Origin of the sequence: Micromonospora peucetia, from assembly GCF_900091625.1 — a bacterium.
In the GTDB taxonomy this organism is placed as follows: Bacteria; Actinomycetota; Actinomycetes; order Mycobacteriales; family Micromonosporaceae; genus Micromonospora; species Micromonospora peucetia.
This window is the reverse complement of sequence record NZ_FMIC01000002.1, coordinates 5,153,525-5,174,820: the sequence shown is the minus strand read 5'-3', so window position 1 is coordinate 5,174,820 and position 21,296 is coordinate 5,153,525. Positions and strand designations below refer to the sequence as shown.

Annotated in this window: 18 protein-coding genes; 4 read left to right on the top strand and 14 right to left on the bottom strand. The window is 74.1% G+C overall.

What is annotated here, in order from left to right; genetic code table 11:
* Positions 1-47: 47 nt before the first annotated feature.
* The 4 genes from egtB to GA0070608_RS23405 form a co-directional block, all read right to left on the bottom strand.
* Positions 48-1,385, bottom strand: a complete 1,338-nt coding sequence (gene egtB / locus GA0070608_RS23420; RefSeq protein ID WP_176733810.1) for an ergothioneine biosynthesis protein EgtB — start codon at positions 1,383-1,385, stop codon at positions 48-50.
* Positions 1,382-2,614 carry an ergothioneine biosynthesis glutamate--cysteine ligase EgtA gene (egtA, locus tag GA0070608_RS23415; RefSeq protein ID WP_091630653.1) on the bottom strand — a complete coding sequence of 411 codons (1,233 nt, stop codon included), beginning with the start codon at positions 2,612-2,614 and terminating at the stop codon, positions 1,382-1,384. Before egtA ends, egtB begins: the two co-directional genes overlap by 4 nt.
* Positions 2,615-2,937: 323 nt before the next feature.
* A complete protein-coding gene (locus GA0070608_RS23410) occupies positions 2,938-3,681 on the bottom strand; it encodes a hypothetical protein (protein ID WP_091630652.1) in 744 nt (247 codons plus the stop codon).
* Between the two features lie 16 nt (positions 3,682-3,697).
* Positions 3,698-4,327 (bottom strand): RNA polymerase sigma factor, encoded by a 630-nt coding sequence (locus GA0070608_RS23405; RefSeq protein WP_091630651.1) that lies wholly within the window; start codon positions 4,325-4,327, stop codon positions 3,698-3,700.
* Between the two features lie 547 nt (positions 4,328-4,874).
* On the opposite strand from GA0070608_RS23405, the gene GA0070608_RS23400 reads away from it, so the two are divergent.
* Positions 4,875-6,233, top strand: a complete 1,359-nt coding sequence (locus tag GA0070608_RS23400) for a serine/threonine-protein kinase (RefSeq protein WP_091630650.1) — start codon at positions 4,875-4,877, stop codon at positions 6,231-6,233.
* A gap of 175 nt (positions 6,234-6,408) precedes the next feature.
* Positions 6,409-7,671, top strand: coding sequence for a nucleotide sugar dehydrogenase (locus GA0070608_RS23395; RefSeq protein WP_091630649.1), 1,263 nt, complete (start codon positions 6,409-6,411; stop codon positions 7,669-7,671).
* Between the two features lie 59 nt (positions 7,672-7,730).
* Here the strand turns inward: GA0070608_RS23395 and GA0070608_RS23390 are convergent, their stop codons facing one another.
* The 5 genes from GA0070608_RS23390 to GA0070608_RS23370 all read right to left on the bottom strand — a co-directional run bounded on the left by GA0070608_RS23390 (position 7,731) and on the right by GA0070608_RS23370 (position 13,820).
* Positions 7,731-10,214, bottom strand: a complete 2,484-nt coding sequence (locus GA0070608_RS23390) for an ABC transporter permease (protein ID WP_091630648.1) — start codon at positions 10,212-10,214, stop codon at positions 7,731-7,733.
* Complete coding sequence (locus GA0070608_RS23385) at positions 10,211-11,005, bottom strand: ABC transporter ATP-binding protein (protein ID WP_091630647.1); 795 nt, start codon at positions 11,003-11,005, stop codon at positions 10,211-10,213. Before GA0070608_RS23385 ends, GA0070608_RS23390 begins: the two co-directional genes overlap by 4 nt.
* Before the next feature lie 149 nt (positions 11,006-11,154).
* Positions 11,155-11,820 (bottom strand): response regulator, encoded by a 666-nt coding sequence (locus tag GA0070608_RS23380; protein ID WP_091630646.1) that lies wholly within the window; start codon positions 11,818-11,820, stop codon positions 11,155-11,157.
* Positions 11,817-13,061, bottom strand: a complete 1,245-nt coding sequence (locus GA0070608_RS23375) for a sensor histidine kinase (RefSeq protein ID WP_091630645.1) — start codon at positions 13,059-13,061, stop codon at positions 11,817-11,819. Before GA0070608_RS23375 ends, GA0070608_RS23380 begins: the two co-directional genes overlap by 4 nt.
* A gap of 66 nt (positions 13,062-13,127) precedes the next feature.
* Positions 13,128-13,820 (bottom strand): DUF305 domain-containing protein, encoded by a 693-nt coding sequence (locus GA0070608_RS23370; RefSeq protein WP_091630644.1) that lies wholly within the window; start codon positions 13,818-13,820, stop codon positions 13,128-13,130.
* Between the two features lie 140 nt (positions 13,821-13,960).
* On the opposite strand from GA0070608_RS23370, the gene GA0070608_RS23365 reads away from it, so the two are divergent.
* Complete coding sequence (locus GA0070608_RS23365) at positions 13,961-15,412, top strand: LVIVD repeat-containing protein (protein ID WP_091630643.1); 1,452 nt, start codon at positions 13,961-13,963, stop codon at positions 15,410-15,412.
* A gap of 74 nt (positions 15,413-15,486) precedes the next feature.
* Here GA0070608_RS23365 and GA0070608_RS23360 read toward each other — a convergent pair whose 3' ends face one another.
* Complete coding sequence (locus tag GA0070608_RS23360) at positions 15,487-15,708, bottom strand: DUF2188 domain-containing protein (RefSeq protein ID WP_091630642.1); 222 nt, start codon at positions 15,706-15,708, stop codon at positions 15,487-15,489.
* 106 nt (positions 15,709-15,814) lie between these two features.
* Here GA0070608_RS23360 and GA0070608_RS23355 point away from each other — a divergent pair, with 106 nt between their 5' ends.
* Complete coding sequence (locus GA0070608_RS23355) at positions 15,815-16,813, top strand: carcinine hydrolase/isopenicillin-N N-acyltransferase family protein (protein ID WP_091635925.1); 999 nt, start codon at positions 15,815-15,817, stop codon at positions 16,811-16,813.
* Positions 16,814-16,893: 80 nt separating this feature from the next.
* Here GA0070608_RS23355 and GA0070608_RS23350 read toward each other — a convergent pair whose 3' ends face one another.
* From GA0070608_RS23350 to GA0070608_RS23335, 4 genes are all read right to left on the bottom strand, one after another.
* Entirely contained in the window at positions 16,894-18,504 is a 1,611-nt protein-coding gene (locus tag GA0070608_RS23350; RefSeq protein ID WP_091630641.1) for an asparagine synthetase B family protein, read from the bottom strand.
* Positions 18,505-18,509: 5 nt separating this feature from the next.
* Positions 18,510-19,472, bottom strand: a complete 963-nt coding sequence (locus GA0070608_RS23345) for a DUF5715 family protein (RefSeq protein WP_091630640.1) — start codon at positions 19,470-19,472, stop codon at positions 18,510-18,512.
* 141 nt (positions 19,473-19,613) lie between these two features.
* On the bottom strand, positions 19,614-20,408 hold the full coding sequence (locus GA0070608_RS23340) for an isocitrate lyase/PEP mutase family protein (protein ID WP_091630639.1): 795 nt from the start codon (positions 20,406-20,408) through the stop codon (positions 19,614-19,616).
* A gap of 48 nt (positions 20,409-20,456) precedes the next feature.
* Complete coding sequence (locus GA0070608_RS23335; protein WP_245715897.1) at positions 20,457-21,248, bottom strand: cytochrome P450 family protein; 792 nt, start codon at positions 21,246-21,248, stop codon at positions 20,457-20,459.
* Positions 21,249-21,296 lie beyond the last annotated feature (48 nt).

The following is a 21,296-nucleotide window of genomic DNA, read 5'->3' as shown; positions in this document are numbered from 1 at the left end:
CGGTGGGCTGCGGTCGGCGGCCAGGCCGACGCCGGGCGGGCCCGTCCTCACGGCTGCGACTCCTCCGGCCGGGCGTCGCGCGCGCACCGGAAGCCGCTGAAGATCTGCCGCCGGATCGGGAAGTCCCAGTTGCGGAAGGTGCCCCGGCAGGCGGCCCGGTCGGTGCCGAACGACCCGCCGCGCAGCACCCGGTGCTCGTCGCCGAAGAAGACCTCCGAGTATTCGCGGTAGGGGAACGCGGTGAAGCCGGGGTGCCCCCGGAACGTGCTGGAGGTCCACTCCCACACGTCGCCGATGAGCTGGTGCACGCCCAGCGGCGAGGCGCCGGCCGGGTAGGCGCCCACCGGGGCCGGCCACAGGTGCCGCTGGCCCAGGTTGGCGTGCTCGGCGGTGGGGTCGTCGTCGCCCCAGGGGTAGCGACGGGAACGGCCGGTGGCCGGGTCCCAACGGGCCGCCTTCTCCCACTCCGCCTCGGTCGGCAGCCGCCTGCCGGCCCAGGCGGCGTACGCCTGCGCCTCGTGGAAGCAGACGTGCACCACCGGCTCGTCGTCGCGTACCGGCGCCCACCGCCCGAACCGCCGACAGGCCCAGCCGTCGCCGTCGCGTCGCCAGTGCAGCGGCGCGGACAGCCCCGCCTCCCGCCGGTGCCGCCAGCCGGCCGGGCTCCACCAGCGCGGGTCGTCGTATCCGCCGTCGGCGACGAACTCGCGGTAGCGCCCGTTGGTCACCGGCGTGGCGTCGATGACGTACGCCGGCAGGTGGACCCGGTGGGCGGGACGCTCGTTGTCCAGCGCCCACAGGTCGGTGTCGGTGCCCATGGTGAACTCACCGGCCGGCACCAGCACCTCGGCGTCGACCCGGGCCCTCGGCTCCGGCGGCGGCGGGGCGTGCAGCACCGCCGGGCCGGCGCGGAGCTGGTGGGTGGCGAGCATCGTCTCGTCGTGCTGCTGCTCGTGCTGCACGATCATGCCGAAGGCGAAGCCGTCGGCGACCAGCGGTCGATCGGTGAACGCGACCCGGTCCAGCAGGTCCAGCACCTTGTCCCGGACGGTGAGCAGATAGGTGCGGGCCTCCTGCGGGGGCAGCAACGGCAGCGTCGGGCGGTCCCGGCGGGGCTGCTTGAACGCGTCGTACAGGTCGTCGATGTCCCGCCGGACGGGTTCGCGCCCGCCCACGTCCCGGACCAACCAGAGCTCCTCCTGGTTGCCAACGTGGGCGAGGTCCCAGACCAGCGGGGACATCAACGGCGAGTGCTGTCGCATCAGGTCGGCCTCGTCGACCGCCTCGGTCAGCAGGGCGGTGCGGGCGCGGGCGCGGGCCAACTCCGCCGCGATCCGGCTGCGCAACTGCTCCGTACCCACCCGCTGTGTGGTCGCTCCGGTCACCGGTGTCTCCTCCCCGCGGCGTCCCGTCGCCGCCGTAGACCTCGGTCGATGTCTTCGTGCAGGGCCGCTGGCAGGTCGAGCCCGGGCAGTCCCGCGAGGGCCAGGTCGAACAGGTCCGCCGCCGCGACGGCCAGCGCCGGATCACACAGGCCGTGCCGGGCAGCGGCATGCCAGCGGTGCGCCACCGGCCCGGCGACGGCGCGGGCCGCACGGACCGTCCCGGGATCGGCGAACAGGGCGGCCAGCACCGCCAGCGGGACCACCCAGCCCCGACCGGGCTGCGTGTCGAGGTAACGCAGCTCCAGGTAGCCCCGGGGCCGCACCGGCGGAAAGAGGGTGCTCACGTGGTAGTCGAGGTCGTCGGTGGTGGGTGGGCGGGGCAACGCCCCGTCGACCCAGTCGGCGAACGTGATCCCCGGCGGCGGCGTCCAGTCGGGGCCTTCGTCACGTACGCAGAGCAGCGGCGCGGCGAGGACGTACCCGGTCCAGGCGGTGACCGGGTCGACGTCGGTCTCCGGCGTCCAGACGGGACGGGTGCGGGCCGGGTCGATGTCGTACCAGGCGGCCATCCGGGCGGACGCCCAGCCGGTGCTGCGCCCGGCGTGCTGGTCGGCCGTGGCGAACGCGGCCAGCAGGGGCGGCCCGAGCGCGTGCACCGCCGCCCAGCGGGCCGGAAGGTGCTCCGGCTCCCCGGCGTCCAGGCAGACCTGGAGACCGGCGGTGCTGTACATCATCGTCCGACCGGCCGGGCCGCGTCGGTCGAAGACGTGGCGCATGGCGCGGTAGCGAGGGCCTTCGACCACCGGGCGGGGCGGCCGGTGCGGGTCGATGCCGCTGCGTCCGAGGACCAGCCCGGCGGCGTCGAGCAGGCCGCTCAGTTCGGCGATGTCGCCGTCGGTGGCGTAGATGAGGGTGGCGAGCGAGGAGCGTGGCGCGGTGGATATCTCCAGCTGCCCGCCGGGCTCCACGGTCACGGTGCCACCGTGCGGGAGCGGTTCGGCGGGGCTCGCGCGGTCGAGGCTGTGGGGGCTGTGTCGCCCCAGGGCCGCCCGGAGCCGCTCGCCGTCGACCAGGCGGGCGGGGTCGGCGGCGTCGTGCACGGTCCATTCGAGTTCGACGCCGGTGCGGGTCGGTGGGCCGGTCTTGAAACAGATGCGCGCGAGGTGCCCCTCGGCGGCGGCGGACTCCTTCAGGACGGTGCTCCGGTCGAGCTCCGGCGACGTCACCACAGGACGGGCTCCCTTCCCGGCCGACTTCCGGTCTGTGCCACCGTAACGCCACCCACCGTCATCGGCGGGGGTGCCGGCGGCCCCAGCCACTCCTGTCTAGCAGACGAATCTCGCGCTGCCGACCGGAACGGACAGCGGAAACAGGCGGCCCCGCCCACCCGAAACGGGCCGGAAAAACTAGCCGGCCAGGGCCGACCGTGAAGAGATCAGCCGGCGACGCCCTACCGCACCGGGGCCAGCCGGCCCGGGTCGACCGCACCGGGGGCCAGCGGGCCCGGGTCGCGTACAGCAGGCCAGCCGGCCCGGTCCGTACACCAGGGCGATCAGTCAGCCGGGGCCGGCGGCGACGTCGCCCCCTTCTTCGGCGGCTTGTTCGGCGACTCCTTCGCCGCTGCCTCGGGCACCAGCTTTCCGCAGAAGCCGTCGACCTGTTCCCGGCCACCCGCCGCGGTCACCAAATGGGCAAACGCGGGGGTGTCCAAGGCCTTCTGCCGCTGCGCCGGCTTCTTGGCCAGGTACGCCCGGCAGAGACCGCGCAGTTGTGTGGTGCGCTGCTCCGGCGTCCCCGGCGCGGTGCCGGGGGCGGGTGCGCCCGAGGTCGCGGCGGAAGGGTGGGACGGGGTCCCGGTGGGGTGGCCGCCACCGGTGGCGCCGGTCGACCCGCCCCGGTCCGGGTCCGTGGTGGCCGGTGCCGGGGTGGCCGGGCGGGGCGGCGGGGCCGGGTCCTCGGCACGGTCCAGGGTGACGGCCGCGAAGGCGGCGCCCGCCGTCGCGGTGACCGCGATCCCCGCACCCCAGGCCACGGCGCCGGTGAACCGGCGGCGGCGCGGCGACGGGGCGGGCTCGACGGCGGGCCCCGCTGCGCGGGCCGCCCGGAAGGCGGCCAGGGCTTCCTCCTCCCCGGCCAGTTCGCCAGGACGGGCGGGGGCCGCGGCGGCCGAGAGCAGCCGGGCGAGCGGCTCAGGCTCCCCGCGGTACGGCGTGTCCTGCGCGTCCGCTCGGGCCGGGTCGAGAAGCCGGTCGGACGCGGCACGGTCGGCGGACCACCCGGTCCGGCGGAAGAACATGCTGATTCCCCTCACGTCAACCGTCCGCCGGCTCCGCGTGCGGCGCCTGCCGTCGACCGGAGCGCGGTCGGGGCGACGGGGCGGCCTCGGGGACGGCCGGCGGCCGGGCCGGGTCGTAGCGTTCCATCAGGGCGGCGAGCCGGCGCAGCCCCCGGTGGGCGGCGGTGCGTACGGCACCGGACCGACGGCCGAGCACCCGCCCGGCGGTCTCGGCGTCCAGCCCGACGACCGCGCGGAGCAGGACCGCCTCGGCCTCGCGGGGCGGCAGGGTGGCGATCAGCGCCAGCGCCGCCTCGGTGCTGATCATCTCCCCAGCCCGCTCGGCGGTGTCGGCGTCACCGGCCAGTTCGGCGAGCGCCTGCACCGGCACGGGCAGCGAGGGGCGGCGGCGTTGCCGACGCAGGTGGTCCATGGCCCGGTTGCGGGCGATGGTGACGGTCCACGCCCGGAACTCTCCACCGGTGAAGGTGGGCAGGTCGCGGGAGATCTGCAGCCAGGTCTCCGAGGCGACGTCCTCGGCGTCCGCGCCGACCAGTGCGGTCAGGTATCGGAGCAGGCCCGGCTGGAGGCTGCGGTAGAGGAAGCGGAAGGCATCCTCGTCGCCGGCCTGTGCCGCCACGACCGCCTCGTTCAGCTCACCCGCCATGGGGCCGCCGCTTCGGTGGTGTGGACACGCTCGGGCGGCGCACACCGACGTGGGCGCACACGAGGCAAGCACGGTCCGGCGACCGGACCTGATCCCGCACCCCTCAGCCCCCCGCTGGCCTGATCACGACCGGGGCCGCGTCGCCCGGACGGTACGTCTGGACTCCTGCCGTCGCGGCACGGCCCGTGGTGCACATGCCGCGGCGACGCCGTGGGCGGGCCCGAGTCGGGCTAACGGTAGGAGTGCGGAGCCGGTCGGGCAAGTCCGCCCTGATGGGCGAAAGAGTGAGAATTATCTAGCCGTTCGGGCGGCCCTTCGCCGTAACGTCGTGGGGGTCTGGGACGCTGCACGCCTCAACGGCCGCGAACGGCGGCGCATTCGCCCAGCGCACGGCGTCGACCGGTAAGCGCTGTCACACATGGTCCGTGGGCGCTCACCGCACATCCGGGGCGGTCCCCGTCCATTCCGCCCTGATCGGGCGGTCGGCACAGGTCGGGCCGACGGCGCGCGGCGCGCCGATCCTCGCCGGTCTGGGTACGGTGGTGCTGTGTTGTCATCGGAGGTCGTACTCAGCGGTCGCTACCGCCTGGACGAGCGTGTCGCCACGGGCGGCATGGGCGACGTCTGGCGGGGCAAGGACCTCGTCCTCGGCCGTCAGGTCGCGGTCAAGGTCCTGTTGCCGGCGCTGGTCTCCGACCCCGACTTCATCGCCCGCTTCCGCGCCGAGGCCCGGATCATGGCCGCCCTGCGTCATCCCGGCATCGTCCAGGTCTTCGACTGCGGCGAGGACGACCTGCCCGACGGCGGCCGGGCCGACTACCTGGTCATGGAGTTCGTGACCGGCCAGCCGCTGTCCAGGCGGATCGAGGCCGCCGGTCGCCTCGACGTGGCCGAGACGATGGCGATCGTGGCGCAGGTCGCGCAGGCACTGCACGCCGCGCACCTGGGCGGGATCGTGCACCGCGACGTCAAGCCGAGCAACCTGCTGGTGCAGGAGGACGGCAGCGTCGTGCTGGTCGACTTCGGCGTCGCCCGGTCGACCGACATCACCAGCATCACCAGCACGAACGCGGTGCCCGGCACCGCGCTCTACATGGCTCCGGAGCAGGCCGCCGGCCGGCCGGTGTCCGGGGCGACCGACATCTACGCCCTCGGCGCCGTGACCTACTGCTGCCTCAGCGGCAGCCCGCCGTTCACCGGCGACAACCCGCTCCAGGTCGCTGTGCGGCACCTCGACGACGAGCCGCCGGAGCTGCCGCACGACGTTCCGGAGGCGGTCCGCGCGCTGGTCTCGCGCGCCCTGGCCAAGGATCCGGCCGACCGGTTCAGCAGCGGGGCGGCGATGGCTGAGGCCGCCCGCGCCGCCGTGTCCGACCCGTCCGCGGCGACCGCCATGGTGCCCGTCGCCGCGGCGGAGGGTGGCGTCGACCCTGACACCCGCACCGACATGCCGGCCGTCGCGACGGCTGCCCGCCGCAAGCGACGTGGCACCCTGGTCGGCGCGGCCGCGGCGGTGCTGGTGGCGCTGGCGGGGCTCGGCGCGGCGCTCGGCGCGACCAACGGCGAGGCCGACGCCCCGGCGGTCAAGGTTCCGCAGGCGACCACTCCGGCCGCGGAGCCGAGCGGTGACATCGAGACGCCGGAGGGGCAGGAGAAAGCCCCCGGCCCCGGCCGGCCGTACCGGCCCACCGGCTCCACCTCCAGCCCCTCGCCGACGGTCACCGCGCCTCCGGTCTCGCCCCAGCCGAGCGGGTCGGCAGCTCCGGAGTCACCGAAGCCGACCGCCACCGACGACGCACCGGGCCCGACGCCCACCACCGCCGCCCCGACACAGACCACGCCGCCGGTGGTGCCGACCGAGACACAGACCGCGCCGGTGGACCCGGCCAATCCGCCGGTGGTCTGACCGTCGGCACCGATTCCCCGGTCCGGACGGTGGAACTGGAAGCGGCCCCGCGCGATCTTCCGTTGACGCTGTGCCTGTCCCATCGGCACCGATAATCCCAAACCGGACTTACGGGCACAGAGATCGCTCTAGGCTCCCTGGCAGGTTCTTTCCGCCGTCTGCCTCGGGAGTCCGGTTGAGCGTTGAGAAGTTGGTCGTGATCGGCCAGGGGTACGTCGGCCTGCCGCTGGCGATGCGGGCCGTCGAGGCCGGCCTGGACGTGGTCGGCCTGGACGTCGACTCCGACCGGGTCAAGCGGCTCGCGTCGGGCGATTCGTTCGTCGAGGACATCCCCGCCGACCGGCTGGGCCGGGCGCTGGGTAGCGGCCGTTACCGGCCGAGCACGGCGTACGCCGACGCGGAGGGCTTCGACATCTGCGTGATCACGGTGCCGACGCCGCTGCGCGACGGTACGCCCGACCTCAGCTTCGTGGAGCAGGCCGGCGTCAACATCGGCCCGTACGTGCGGCCGGGCTGCACGGTGATCCTGGAGTCCACCACCTATCCAGGCACGACGGAGGAGCTGCTGCGCCCGCTGTTGGAGTCGGCCAGTGGCCTGCACAGCCCGGGCGACTTCCACCTGGGCTACAGCCCCGAGCGGATCGACCCGGGCAACCGGACCTGGCGTCTGGAGAACACCCCGAAGGTGGTCTCCGGGATGGACGCGGTCGCACTGGCCCGGGTGGACGGGTTCTACCGCCGGCTCGTGGAACGGACCGTGCCGGTGGACTCCACCCGGGTGGCGGAGCTGACCAAGCTGATCGAGAACACGTTCCGCCAGGTGAACATCGCTCTGATCAACGAGCTGACGATGCTCTCCCACCACCTCGACATCGACGTCTGGCAGGCGATCGAGGCAGCGGAGACCAAGCCGTTCGGTTTCATGCCGTTCCGGCCCGGCCCGGGGGTCGGCGGGCACTGCCTGCCGATCGACCCGTGCTATCTGTCCTGGCAGGTCAAGCGGCGCCTCGGGCGGCAGTTCCGGTTCATCGAGCTGGCCAACGACGTCAACCACGAGATGCCCGAGCACGTGGCCCAGCGCATCATGAACGGGCTGAACCGGACCGGCCACACGGTCAGCGGGGCGCGGCTGCTGCTGCTCGGGCTGGCGTACAAGAAGAACACCGGCGACATGCGTGACTCCCCCGCCGTCGACGTCGCCCGGCGCCTACAGGCCCTCGGCGCGGACGTCCGGGCGGTGGAGCCGTACGCGGAGCCGCACCAGATCCCGGGCGGTGTGCTGGTGGTGGAGCTGACCGAGCGGGAGATCAGCGCGGCGGACGCGGTGGTGGTGGTCACCGATCACGACGACTTCGACTACGACCTGGTGGCCCGGCACGCCCGGTACGTCTTCGACACCCGCAACCGGTGCGCCGGCGAAGTGGTGGAGCGCCTGTAGACCCGGCACCGCTGGCCGGTCCCGCCACCCGGGCGGGCGACGGGACCGGCCGGCGGATGTCACTGGTCGCCGAGCCCCTCGACCACCGGCCGGGACAGTGCCCGACGGGCCGGCAGCACCGAGGCGACCAGGGCGGCCACGACCGCGACCCCGAGGATCAGTCCGAGCTGCCCCGCCGGCAGCACCACGGTGAAGTCGCCACTGATCCGGCCCAGCAGGGCCATCGCGGCGGCGCTGACGCCGGTACCGAGGCCGATCCCGAGCACCGCGCCGACCAGCGCCATCAACACCGCCTCGACGGCCAGCATGGCGCGCATCCGGCCCCGGGTCAGCCCGACCGCGCGCAGCACGGCGTTCTCCCGGGTCCGCTCCACCACCGACAGGCTCAGGGTGTTCGCGACCCCGACCAGCGCGATCACCACGGCCAGGCCGAGCAGCGCGGTGACGAAGGCGAGCAGCATGTCGACCGTGCCGGTGAGCATCTTCTTGTACGCGCCCTGGTCCATCAGGTTGGCGGTCGGATACCGGGCGAGCACCGCCTCGATGGCCGCCCGGGCCTGGCCGGCCGAGACCCCGCCGGCGGGGTCGATCTCGGCCAGGTGGCCCCGCTCGTCAGGGAAGATCGCGGCGAAGTCGGCGTCCACCACCTCGATCACGTGACCGTCGGGGACGGGACTGCCGGCCAGCGCCGGCCCGTCCGCGGTGACGACCGCGGCCACCCGGAACGACCGGCCGCGCACGGTGACGGTGGAATCGGTCGTCCAGCCCCGGGCCTGGGCCAGTTCCCGGTGCACCAGCACCGACCCGGGTCCGAGCCGGCCGACGTCTCCCGCCACGATCCCCGTCAGCGTCCGGCTGACCAGTGCGGGGTGCGCGGACCGGATCTGCACGTCGGCGGCGACGGCGCCGCGCTGCTCGTGCACCACCGCCAACTCGGGCCGGGCGCGCAACTCGGCCACGAGCGGCGCCGGCAGCTCTCCGCCGACCCCGGTGACCAGCCAGTCGACCCCGATCTCGGCGTCCACGCTGCGCTCGATGCCGTCCTTGGTGCTGCGCGCGCCGACCACGAAGGCCGACACCAGACCGATCCCGATCACCAGTGCCGTGGCGGTCGCCGCGATCCGGCGCGGGTTGCGCACGGCGTTCGCCACGGCCAGGCCGGCGGTGGCACCGAACAGCCTGCGGGCCGGCCAGCCCAGCACCCGGACCAACGCCGGCACGAGCACCGGGCCGAAGAGCACGATCCCGAGGAAGGTGAGCACGCCACCGGCGGCCACCAGCACCACCTGGACGGCGAACGCGGCGCCGACCAGCGCGGCGATCCCGGCGGCGAAGACCAGCGCGCCGACAGCCAGCCGGAGCCGGCCGGCCCCCCGGGCGGGCTGGACCGCCGCGTCGGTGAGCGCGGCGACCGGGGCGACCCGGGTGCCCCGCCACGCGGGCAGCAGCGCGGCACCCATCGTGATCGCCGTGCCCAGCAGCAGGCTGACCAGCACCGTCGGCACGGTGACGGTGAGCCCGCCGGAGACCGGCGCGTCGAGTCGCGTCATCAGCTGGTTCATGCCGCCGGCCAGGGCCACCCCGATCAGCACGCCGGCCACGGAGGCGACCAGCCCGACCAGCGCGGCTTCCAGCAGGGCGGCGCGGAACAACTGGCCCCGGGTCGCGCCGACCAGCCGCAGCAGTGCGATCCGCCGGGTCCGCTGGGCCAGCACGATGGCGAACGTGTTGGCGATGACGAAGCCGGCGACCACGACGGCGACCCCGGCGAAGGTCAGCAACACCATGTTGAACTGCTGGAGGTCGCGCACCGCGTCGGTCACGGCATCGTCGAGGATGCGCTGCCGGGACCTGACGCTCGCGCCGGCACCGGCTGCCTCGGCAACCCGGTCGGCCAGTGCCTCGTCGGACCCGCCCGGCCGGGCGGCCACCATGATCCGGTCGAAGCCCCGCTGGCCGGTCACGGCGAGGGCGTCCGCGCCGACCAGACCGATGAACGGGCCGCCGACGTCCCGGGCGGTGCCGGCCACGTCGACCGTGCCGACCAGCGTGTACGGGCGGGCCGCTCCCCCGCCGCCGCCGACGCGTACTCCGGCGCCGAGGGCGAAGCCCTCCTTGTCGGCGGTGACGGCGTCCAGCACCACCTCGCCGGGGCGGTCGGGCAGCCGGCCGGACACCACGTCGTACGAGCGCAGCGCCTCGTCGACGGGGATCGCGGCGAGGACGGCGTAGCCGAGCACGGGGCGGCCGTCGACGCCGACGATCCCGCCGGAGCCGAGCAGTTCCCCCTCGGCGGCGGCGACCCCGTCGAGGGCGCGCACCTTCTCGACCAGCGCCGTCGGCAGCGGGTCGTCGGTCGCGGAGTAGACGGCGAGGTCGGTCTGCCGGTCGAACGCCCCGGCCCGGTCGTACGCGCCGGCCCGCATCCCGTCGACGAAGATCAGCGTGCCGGCGATGAACGCGACACCGAGCACGATGGCCAGCGACGAGAGCAGCAGGCGCAGCGCCTCGGCGCGGAGCTGGCGCAGGGTCGTCCGGATCATCGGGTCACCGCCTCGCGGCCGGCGGCCGGTACGCGCGCCGGGTCGAGGCCGGCGAGCGCGTCGAGCACCCGCTCGGCGGTCGGCGCGGTGAGGTCCCGCACCGGCCGGCCGTCGGCGAGGAAGACCACCCGGTCGGCGTGCCCGGCGGCCGACGGGTCGTGGGTCACCATGATCACCGTCTGGCCGAGGGTGTCGACGGCCTCGCGGAGCAGGCGCAGCACCTCGGCACCGGAGCGCGAGTCCAGGTTGCCGGTCGGCTCGTCGGCGAAGATCACCCACGGCTTGGTGATCAGCGCGCGGGCGACCGCCACCCGCTGCTGCTGGCCGCCGGAGAGCTCGGCGGGGCGGTGGCGCAGCCGGTCGGCGAGCCCCACCGCGGCGACGACCTGGCGCAGCCAGGCCCGCTCCGGCCGCCGGCCGGCGATCGCCAGGGGCAGCACGATGTTCTCCTCGGCGGTCAGCGCCGGCAGCAGGTTGAACTTCTGGAACACGAAGCCGACCCGGTCGCGGCGCAGCAGGGTGAGCCGCTTGGCGTCGAGGCTGGCGAGGTCGGCGTCGCCGATGCGCACGCTGCCGGAGGTGGGTCGGTCCAGGCCGGCGAGGCAGTGCATGAGGGTGGACTTGCCGGAGCCGGACGGACCCATGATGGCGGTGAATTGGCCGGCGGCGAAGTCGACGTCGACGTTGTCGAGGGCGACGACGACGGCCTGGCCGGAGCCGTACCGCCTGGACAGGCCCCGGGCGGTGACCGCGACGCCGGCGGTGGCGGGCGCGGAAGGTACGACGGACACGTGGAACTCCCCGTGGAGATCGTGGCTGGGACGTCTCCGACGCTATGGACGCCGCCCGGCCGGCCGCGTCCACCCGCGCGCGGCGACTCCACTGCGACCTCGGGAGCCCCTGACGGGGTGGTCCCGTACGACCTGAGTCGTAGATCGGCTCAGCCGCCGGGGGTGACCAGCCCGGTCTCGTACGCCAGCACCACGGCCTGCACCCGGTCGCGGAGTTGGAGCTTGGCGAGGATCCGCCCGACGTGTGTCTTCACGGTGGCCTCCGCGACGTGCACCCGGGCGGCGATCTCCGCGTTGGAGAGCCCCTGCGCGACCAGCAGGAGGATCTCCCGCTCGCGGTCGGTGAGCTGGCCCACGCGGGGGTCCTCGGCGGGCCCCGGGCCGAGCCGGCCGGCGAACCGGTCGAGCAACCGCCGGGTGATGGACGGGGCGACCACCGAGTCGCCCCGGGCGACCACCCGGATGGCCGCCAGCAGTTCCTCCGGCGGGGCGTTCTTGAGCAGGAATCCGCTCGCGCCGGCCTGGAGCGCGGCGAAGGCGTCCTCCTCGGTGTCGAAGGTGGTGAGCACCAGCACCCGGGGCGACCCGGCGGGGCGGTCCCGGCAGATCCGGCGGGTCGCCTCGACGCCGTCCATGGTCGGCATCCGGACGTCCATCACCACGACGTCGGCCTCGACGCGGGTCAGCAGCCGCAGGGCGTCGGCCCCGTCGATCGCCTCGCCGACGACCTCCAGGTCCGGCTGGGAGCCCAGCACCATCCGGAAACCGGCGCGGACCAGCGCCTGGTCGTCCACGATCACCACGCGGACCGTCATGCCGCCGTCACCTCCGTCGTCGGGGAGGTCGACGGTAGCGGTAGTCGCGCCTCGACCTGCCAGCCCCCGGCGAGTCGCGGGCCGGCGGCGAGGCTGCCGTCGTACACGCCGACCCGCTCGCGCATGCCCACCAGGCCGTGCCCGCCGGAGGGTGCGGGGCTGACCGGCGGCCGGCCGCGCCCGTCGTCGACCACCCGGACCACGACGGCGTCGTCGTCGTGGGCGAGGGTGACCTCGACGCCGGCGCCGACCCCGGCGTGCTTGAGCGCGTTGGTGAGGCCTTCCTGCACCACCCGGTAGACGGTCAGTTCCAGCCCGGGCGGCAGTTGCGCCGGCTCCCCGGTGACGGTGTGCCGCACCTGGAGGCCGGCGACGCGGAACCGGTCGAGCAGGGCGGGCAGTTCGGCCAGCGCCAGCCGGCGGTGCTCCGGATCGGTGGCCACCCCGGCGCCGCCGGGCTCGCCCACCGCCCCGGGACCGGCGCCCGCGTCCGGCGCGCTGGGCTCCCGGAGTACGCCGACAAGCCGGCGCATCTCCTCCAGCGCCTGCCGGCCGGTGTCGGCGACCACCTTGACCGCCTGTCGGGCAGTCTCCGGGTCCCGGTCGAGCGTGAACCGTGCCCCGTCGGCCTGCACGATCATCACGGCCATGCTGTGCGCCACCACGTCGTGCAACTCCCGGGCGATGCGGGTGCGCTCCCCGGCGACCGCGGCGCGCGCCTCCGCCTCGCGTTCCCGCTCCAGGGTGGCGGCCCGCTCCTCCAGGCTGAGCACGTAGAACCGGCGGGTCCGCACGTTCAGCCCGACCAGCCAGACCGCCCCGGTGACCAGCCCGTAGTAAATCGCCGCCGCCCACCAGGCGATGACCCCCTGGGTCTGGAGGCCGGCGAGCACCACTCCGACGGCGGCGACGATGCCGGCGAGGATGCCGTCGCGGAGCCGGTCGGCGTACTTGACCACGCTGTAGAGGGCGATCAGCACCGCCACGTCGAAGAGCAGCGGCCCCCACCCGGCGGCCACCTGCACCAACGCGAGCGCCGCCACCACGGCGGCGACCACCGACGGGTGGGCCCGACGGAACAGCAACGCCACCGCCATCGCGACGCCGACCAGGGTGGCCTTCCCGCCGCCGGGCTGGTTCGCCAGGCCGGCGAGGCCGAGGAGGACCACCGCGGCGGCGACGGAGGCGTCGAAGGCGACGCCTCGCAGGGGACGGCCGAGGATCGTGCGGTTCACGGTCACCCAGCGTACGTGGCGCAGGTCAGGGGCCGGCCGGCCCAGACGCGACGTGGCCGGCCCGGGACGGCATCAGGCCAGCAGGTCGCGCATCCGGTCGATCTCGACGGTCTGCTCGGTGGCGACGGAGTTGGCGAACTCCGACAGGGTGAGGTCGGCGCCGACCTTGAGCAGGTCGGTGGCCATCTGGACCGCGCCCTGGTGGTGCTCCGTCATCATCCGCACGAAGAGCCGGTCGAACTCGGCGCCCCGCGCCGCCGCGAGCTGCCGGATCGCCTCCGGGGTCTGCATCCCCCGCATGCCGGCGTGGTCGTGCCCCGCCACCTCGGTGGAGAGGCCCCGGGCCTGCAACCAGCCCCGCATCAGGCCGATCTCCGGCCCCTGGCTGGCCCGGATCCGCTCGGCGAGGGCACGCAGGGCCGGGTTGCCGGCCCGGTCGGGGGCCAGCTCCGCAATCTCCAGCGCCTGGGTGTGGTGCGGAATCATCATCCGGACGAACGAGACGTCCATCGAGTTGTGCCGGGCCTTGGTGACGTCGCGCATCTCCTCGGCGGGCCGGACCGCGGCGGTCTCGCCCGGCCGACCGGGAACGATCACGGCGGGTCGGGGCGGGCCGGCCGGTGCGGATGTCGGTGCGGTGGCGGCGGCCGATCCCGTCGGGGCAGCGGTCGGGCTGCCGCCGGTGAGCGACAGGACGACGACCACCACCGCCAGCACGAACGCGGATGTGACGACGGCCAGGATCCGCACGCGCCGGTTGGTCATGGGCGACTCCCCACTCGTAGAGGTCCTGGCGATCGTATCCATCGACCCAGAACCTTAAATGTGATGCGCATCACATTGATGGAACTCTTCGGACTGTAGGGTGTGCGCAATCGCCATCCCCCTTGCGAAGGGCGTCGCCGATGACCATCTTCCGCACCCCGCGGGCCCGGCGGCTCACCACCGTGAGCCTGGCCGCAGCCGGCCTTCTCCTCGCCAGCGTCGCCACCGCTCCACCGGGAAGCGCCGGGGTGGCGGCGCGCTCCGCCCCGTCCGGCACGGTGAGCGCCACCAACACCATCCCCGGCGTAGACGAGATCGTCAGCAGCCCCAACCTCCGGCAGATCGCCAACCTGCCGAAGCAGGCTCCGCTGGACGCCACGAACAGCGACATCTCGTTCCAGGGCCGCTACGCCTTCGCCGGCAACTACAACGGCTTCGTCATCTACGACATCTCCCGGCCGAGCGCGCCGACCGTGGTGTCGCAGGTGTACTGCCCCGGGTCGCAGAACGACATCTCCGTCCACGGCGACCTGCTGTTCCTCTCCACCGACTCCTCCCGCAGCGACGACTCCTGCAACAGCACCAGCGCGCCGGCGACGGAGAAGGCGTCCTGGGAGGGCATCAAGGTCTTCGACATCAGCGACAAGGCCAGCCCGCGCTACGTCAAGGCCGTGGAGACGGCCTGCGGCTCGCACACCCACACCCTCGTGCCGGGCAAGGACCGCAAGACCGTCTACCTGTACGTCTCCTCGTACAGCCCGCGGGCGGAGTTCCCCGACTGCCAGCCCCCGCACGACTCCATCTCCATCGTCAAGGTGCCGCTGAGGTCGCCGACCGACGCGGCGGTGGTGTCCACTCCGAACCTCTTCCCCGACGGCGGCTACGAGGGCCGTCCCGGCGGTTCGGCGACCACCGGCTGCCACGACATCACCGCCTACCCGGAGAAGAACCTCGCTGCGGGCGCGTGCATGGGTGACGGCATCCTGATGGACATCTCCAACCGGGAGGCCCCCCGGCTGATCAACCGGGTCCGGGACACCGTCAACTTCGCGTTCTGGCACTCGGCCACGTTCAACAACGCCGGCACCAAGGTGGTCTTCACCGACGAGCTGGGCGGCGGCGGCGCGGCCACCTGCAACGAGGCCATCGGCCCCGACCGGGGCGCCGACGCCATCTACGACATCACCGGTCGTGGTAACGCCCGGAAGATGGAGTTCCGCAGCTACTACAAGATCCCCCGGATGAACGCCGACACCGAGAACTGCGTGGCGCACAACGGCTCGCTGATCCCGGTGCTCGGACGCGACATCATGGTCCAGGCGTGGTACCAGGGCGGCATCTCCGTCTGGGACTTCACCGACTCGGCCAACCCGAAGGAGATCGCGTTCTGGGAGCGGGGTCCGCTGTCGGCCGACCGGCTCGTCGGCGGTGGCACCTGGTCCGCGTACTACTACAACGGCTACATCTACTCCAACGACATGGTCAAGGGCCTCGACGTCCTGAAACTGACCGACTGGCGCACCTGGACGGCGAACCTCGTCCGGTACCGCGAGCTGAACGCGCAGACCCAGCCCAGCTACCTGAGCTGGTAGTCGCACACCGCGCCGACGGGCCCGACCCCTGCGGGGGTCGGGCCCGTTCGTGTCCACTGCGGGCCCGGCGGCGGTCAGCCGGCCGGCGGGTACGGGTCGTTCTGGTAGGTGTACTCCGTCTCGATCCTGCCGTCGGAGGTGTGCACGACGAGCTGGCTAGGCTCGTTGCCGTGCGCCACCTTGCGGCCCTCCTCGACGGCGTGCTGCTTGGTGTCGAACGTGCCGACGACCTGGTTGCCCTGCTCGACCTTCCAGCCGCCACCGTTCGGCACGACGTGGTACTGATTGCGCTTCATGATCGGTCACCCGCCTCTCGGTCAGCCTCCGGGATACCCGGGCCTCCGGGGCGGAAAACCCTCCTCGGTGGACAACCATCCGCCGCCGCCACCGCGTTCCACGGTCATGCGGAGAACTTTCCTGCGCGCCGGCCTGGCCCTGGTGCTGGCCGCTGGCGCCTGCTCCACCGCGGGCCCCGGCCCCGTGGCGGCACCGGTGGTGACGGGGACGCCCACCGCCTCCCGGCAGGACGCCGGCCAGGTCGAACGGACGCTGGCCAGCCTGCGCAAGGTCGACGATCTCCCGCTGTACGAGATGACCTACGTCGGGGCGTACGACCCGACCGTGGGCACCGACGCCGCTCCGGCGACGCCCTTCGGGTGCTCGCTCTTCGCCGCCGCCGGGGACCCCGACCGGCCGTTGTTCGCCCGCAACTTCGACTGGGACGCCAATCCGGCGCTGGTGCTGCGCACCGATCCGCCGGACGCGTACGCCAGCATCTCGGTGGTCGACATGTCGTACCTCGGGGTGGGCGCCGACCCGGCCGGCGACCGGCGACTGCTCGACGCGCCGCTGCTGCCCTTCGACGGCATGAACGAGCGCGGCCTGGCGGTCGGCCTGGCCGCCGACGACGGCGCCCGCGCCGACCCCGCCCCGGGCCGGGCCACCGTCGGGTCGGTACGCATCCTGCGGCTGGTGCTCGACCGGGCGGCGACGGTCGACGAGGCGGTGGCGGTCTTCCAGCGGCACAACGTGGACTTCGACGGCGGCCCGGCCCTGCACTACCTGATCGCCGACGGCACCGGAGCCTCGGCCGTGGTCGAGTTCGTCGACGGCCGGATGCGGATCGAGCGCGGCTCGGGCGGCTGGCGGGCACTCACCAACGTGCCGGTCATCGGCGTCGCGGAGGAGCGCCGCCGGGCCGACCACCGCTACCGGGTCATCGCCGAGGCTCTCGAGGGCAGCGGTGGCGTGGCGGACGCCTCGGCGGCCTTCCGGATCCTGCGCGGCGTCCGGCAGGCGCACACCCGTTGGTCGGTGACGTACGACCTGCGCGGCGGAGAGGTGCGATTGACCACCGCAGCGGGCGGCGGTGAGCACCGCTACCGACTACCGGTGGGTTGACCGCCCCCGACGGCGTGTGCTCACAGGGCCGCCGCGCGGTCCCGCCGGCCTCGCCGAGCGGGTTCCGCCGGGGCGCCCGGTCACCCCGGCAGCGGCGCCTCGTCGCCCCGGGTGCGGCGCGGCCCGACGAGCCGGCGCACCATCGGGGCGGCGTTCCACTTCGCCGCGCCCACCAGGTCGCGGGCGTGTTCCAGCACGGTGTAGTCGGGCCGGGCCCGGCCGTCGGCAATGGCCCGGTCCAGGTCGTTGCCGCACCGGGTCAGCACGCTGTCGAAGTCGCGGCGCACCGGTTCGAGCAGGTGGTAGCCGAACGAGCGGTGCAGCCGGGCGAAGAACGGCTTGTAGAGCCGGGCCCGCTCGTGCAACCCCGAGGAGTACGACATCGGGTTCTTCGGCCGGCGTCGGACGTAGTCGGGCAGCAGGTCGGCGAAGGCCCGCCGGACGATCCACTTCTCCTGCCCCTCGCGCATCTTCAGCCCGATCGGCAGCCGCATCGCCAGCTCCACCAGGCTCAGGTCGAGAAACGGCACGCGGGCCTCCACCCCGTGCCCCATGCTGGCCCGGTCGACGCGCTGCAACTCCGTACGGCAGAGGTTGCGGATCTTGTGCAGGAAGAGCCGGCGGGACGCCTCGGGGCCGACCTCGTGGTACATCGGATAGCCACCGAACAGCTCGTCCGAGCCGTCCCCGGTGAGCACCACCTTCACGCCCAGCTCGCGCAGCCGACGGAACAGCGGCACGGTGACCACGGCGTTGATGATGTCGCCGTACTCGGTCAGCTCGGACATCCGGATGCTCTCCCGGATGTCGGCCAGCCGGATGTCGCGGGGACGCAACTCGACCACCTCGTGCGGCACCCCGAGGTCCTTCGCGAGCCGCCGCGCGTACGCCACGTCGGGGCTCTCCGGCACGCCGACCGTGACCGCGACGCAGTCCGGGTGCATCTCGCGCACGTGCAGCATGGCCAGCGAGCTGTCCAGCCCACCGGAGAGGACCACACCCACGGTGAGATCGGTGTCCACCCGCATCCGGATGCTGTCGGTGAGGGCGGCCCGGACGAGCAGGGCGGCCTCGTCCGGGTCGTCCACCACCGGCAGCCCGTCGCCTAGGGCGAGCAGGTCGACGTACGCGCGCAGCCGGACCGGCCCGTCGGGCTCGGCCCAACCATGGTGCCCGGGCGGCACCTCGACGATCGGGGCGCGATGCCCCACCAGCGCCTTGACCTCGCTGGCGACGTGCAGGCAGCCGGGCGTCCGGGCCCAGTACAACGGCTTGACACCGAGCGGGTCCCGGACCAGGTAGGCCCGGCCGGTGGCCCGTTCCACGACGGCGAAGGCGTACTCGCCGCGCAGCCGGGTCACCATGCCCTCGCCCCATCGCAGGAACGCGGCGAGCACCACCTCGGTGTCGCTGGTGCCGCGGAAGCGGTGGCCCAGCCGGACCAGTTCCGCACGCAGCTCGTGCTGGTTGAAGACCTCGCCGTTGTAGCAGAGCAGCCACCGCTCGTCGGCGGAGGCCCACGGCTGCACGGCGCGTTCCCGGTCCACGATCCGCAGCCGGCGGGTGCCGGCGAGCAGGCCGTTCTCGTAGCGGGTCTCGGTGACCTCGCCGCGCGGGGCGAGGGTGGCGAGCATCCGCCGGAAGGTGGTCGGATCGGCTTCGGGGCCGAGGCTCAACGCGATGCCGCACACCGGGCTCAGACCCCCATCTCGGCTTCGTACGCCCGGCGCAGCCGCCGCCGCGCCGTCGGCGCGAGGCACAGGTGCCACGCCTGCCCCTCGTCGACCACGTTGATCTCACCGGCCCGCTGCCGGGCCAGCAGCAGCTCGGCCAGGGTGTCCCGGACGCCGAACCGGTCGAACCACTCCATCTCGACGTCGACCGCCCAGCCGAGGCAGTGGCCGCTGGGCACCATGGCGGCGTACCCGAGGCGGCGCAGCCGGTGCTGGTGCTCGGCGCTGCGGACCAGGCTGGTCACCCACAGCGGCGGCGTGGCGGCCGGAGTGCTGGCGGCGAACTGCCGGGCGATGTCGTTGAGCAGCGCCACCACCTCGCGGCGGGCCCGCCGGAAGCGCAACCCGGCGGTACGTGGCGTGGCGTCGGGCCGCAGCCGGCGCCGGGCCGCCCGCGCCCCGCGTCCCAGCAGCGTCTTCGGTTGCTCGACGTAGCGGAAGCGCAGCAGGTCCCGGCGGCGCAGCCACTCCAGGTCCACCAGATCGGGGCTGGCGTCGACCTGGGCGTCGGTGAGGAAGGTGGGGGCGTCGCGCCACCACATCACGTCGACGCGGGAGAGCAGGTAGATCCGGACCAGCGCGGTGAGGTCGGCGGCGGAGCTGCGTTCGTTGGGCTGATAGCGGGCCATCTCCAGCAGCAGCGTCTCGCGGGCGCCGATCAACCCCTGCGGGGTGGCGTCCAGTACGGCGGCGATCGCCGGCTCACGCAGCCGCTCGTCGATCAGCACCTGCCGGGCTGCGGTGCAGGACGCCCCGGCCAGGGCGCCGACCTCGACCAGCAGGTCGGCCACGGCGGCCCGGTAGGCGTCCAGGTCGGGCGCGGCGACGGGCCTGGGAGGTACGCCGGGCGTGCGCCGACGCACCCGGGCGGCGGGCGTGACGGAGGAGCCGGGCCGCTGGCCCGGGCTTCGGCTGGGCACTCGCATGGTCGGGTCCTCTCTCCCGTCACGACATCACTGTGTGCATCGCCCTGGGCACACCGTAATCAGGCGCGACGGGATAAGTCCGAACAATCCTCCTATTCTCCTCCTAACGGGCGGCTGACGGTCACCGCCGAACACAAACGGTCACGGTCGGGAGGTGTCGCTCCACCGCTGCACCTCGTCGTACGAGGGCGGTCGGGTGGGCGGCGTGACCCCGGACCGGACGGCGTCCAGGGTGTCCAGGGCGCCGCCGAGCGCCGCCCGGAACAGCAGTGAGCCGGTGCTGACCCGGGCCACGCCGAGCGCCCGCAGCTCGTCGAGGGTGGGCCCACCCGGCCGGTACAGCACGTTGAGCGGCGCATCGATCCCCGCGACGAGGGCCGCGACCGTGTCGACGTCCGGCGCTCCCGGCACGAAGATCCCGTCAGCTCCGGCATCCTCGTAGCCGCGAGCCCGGCGCAGGGCCTCCGGCAGCGGATCGGGTACGCCGAGCCACCACGTGTCGGTACGGGCGTTGACGAACAGCTCCGGCGCCACGACCTTGACGGCGGCCACCTTCGCCGCCGTCAACTCCGGCGGGTCGAGGGTGCCGTCCGCGCGGCCGTCCTCAAGGTTGATGCCGACCACCCCGAGCGCGGCCAACTCCACCGCCAGCTCGGCGACGGCCGCCGGATCGTCGGCACACCCCGCCTCCACATCGACGGTCACCAGCACCGGGAGCCGGCGCAGCACCCGGGCCAGGCGCAGGTTCTCCGCCCGGGTCGCGGCCAGCCCGTCCGGCAGGCCGGTGGACGCGGCCACCCCCAGGCTGGTGGTGCCGACCGCCGGATGGCCCCGCGCCACGAACGCGGCAGCGCTGGCATGGTCCCAGGCGTTGGGTAGCAGCAACGGCCGGTCGGCGTGATGCAGGGCGCGGAAGGCGGCGCAGCGCTCGTTCATCGGGATTCCACCTCGACACTCGTCGGGACACGCAGCAACGCGTGCGGTTCATGGGTCGCCGGGCCGACGGTGGCGCGGCACGTCCACCACCTCGGCGCTACCTGGCGGAAGAACACCGCCGGCGAGCCGGACCGGCGCGACCGTCACCCGCCGGGTGCCGCGCACCGGCGGGTCGAGCCGGAGCACCTCGGCGAGCAACTCGCCGGTCGGCATCGTCGGCGGCACCGCCAGCCCGTGCCGGGCGGCGGCGCCGATCAGCCCGGCGGTGGCGTCGCACGCCTGGACCAGCAGGCCGGTCCGGTTCGCCACCGCCTCGGGCGGACCCGGCGGCGTCATCGCCAGCAGAGCCGCCACCGCACCGTCGGCTGCGGCGACGCGCGCGGCGTCCGCGCCGGGGTGGTAGGCGGCGGCCACAGCCGGCCCGGCCGCGTCCGGATCGGCGAGCCCCAGCCGCTCCGTCAGCACCCGCAGCGGTACCCGCCGCGCGAGCACAGCCATCACGTCAAGGCGGTCACCGGCGCGGTCGAGCGCCTCCCCGGTCAGCCGGGCGGCGGCGACACGCAGCTCGTCAGGGTCGAGAGCGGTCAGGATCGCGACGCCGACCGCCCTGCGCGTGGGGTGCCGCTCCGGGGCGCTGAACCGGCTGACAGCACCGCGCAGCCAGGCCAGGGCGCCCGGTGGGCCACCTCCGGAGACGGGCACCTGGCAGGCCGGATCGGTGAGCACGGCCCACACGTCGGCATGTCGGGTCACCGTCCAGCCGGTGTCGGGGTCGAAGACGGGCGGGCCACACGGCGGCGTACCGGGTACGGGCGCGATGACGAGCTGGTCCACGGTCACGCCGCGACCGTACGGCCGGCTTCGTTCGGTGCCCGCCGAACCGTCGGT

What these genes read in the sequence shown, in the direction of transcription:
- GA0070608_RS23410 (WP_091630652.1), bottom strand. Translation starts at nt 3,681, where the DNA reads ATGTTCTTCCGCCGGACCGGGTGGTCCGCCGACCGTGCCGCGTCCGAC.
- GA0070608_RS23405 (WP_091630651.1), bottom strand. Translation starts at nt 4,327, where the DNA reads ATGGCGGGTGAGCTGAACGAGGCGGTCGTGGCGGCACAGGCCGGCGAC.
- GA0070608_RS23390 (WP_091630648.1), bottom strand. Translation starts at nt 10,214, where the DNA reads ATGATCCGGACGACCCTGCGCCAGCTCCGCGCCGAGGCGCTGCGCCTG.
- GA0070608_RS23380 (WP_091630646.1), bottom strand. Translation starts at nt 11,820, where the DNA reads ATGACGGTCCGCGTGGTGATCGTGGACGACCAGGCGCTGGTCCGCGCC.
- GA0070608_RS23370 (WP_091630644.1), bottom strand. Translation starts at nt 13,820, where the DNA reads ATGACCAACCGGCGCGTGCGGATCCTGGCCGTCGTCACATCCGCGTTC.
- GA0070608_RS23365 (WP_091630643.1), top strand. Translation starts at nt 13,961, where the DNA reads ATGACCATCTTCCGCACCCCGCGGGCCCGGCGGCTCACCACCGTGAGC.
- GA0070608_RS23360 (WP_091630642.1), bottom strand. Translation starts at nt 15,708, where the DNA reads ATGAAGCGCAATCAGTACCACGTCGTGCCGAACGGTGGCGGCTGGAAG.
- GA0070608_RS23355 (WP_091635925.1), top strand. Translation starts at nt 15,815, where the DNA reads ATGCGGAGAACTTTCCTGCGCGCCGGCCTGGCCCTGGTGCTGGCCGCT.
- GA0070608_RS23345 (WP_091630640.1), bottom strand. Translation starts at nt 19,472, where the DNA reads ATGCGAGTGCCCAGCCGAAGCCCGGGCCAGCGGCCCGGCTCCTCCGTC.
- GA0070608_RS23340 (WP_091630639.1), bottom strand. Translation starts at nt 20,408, where the DNA reads ATGAACGAGCGCTGCGCCGCCTTCCGCGCCCTGCATCACGCCGACCGG.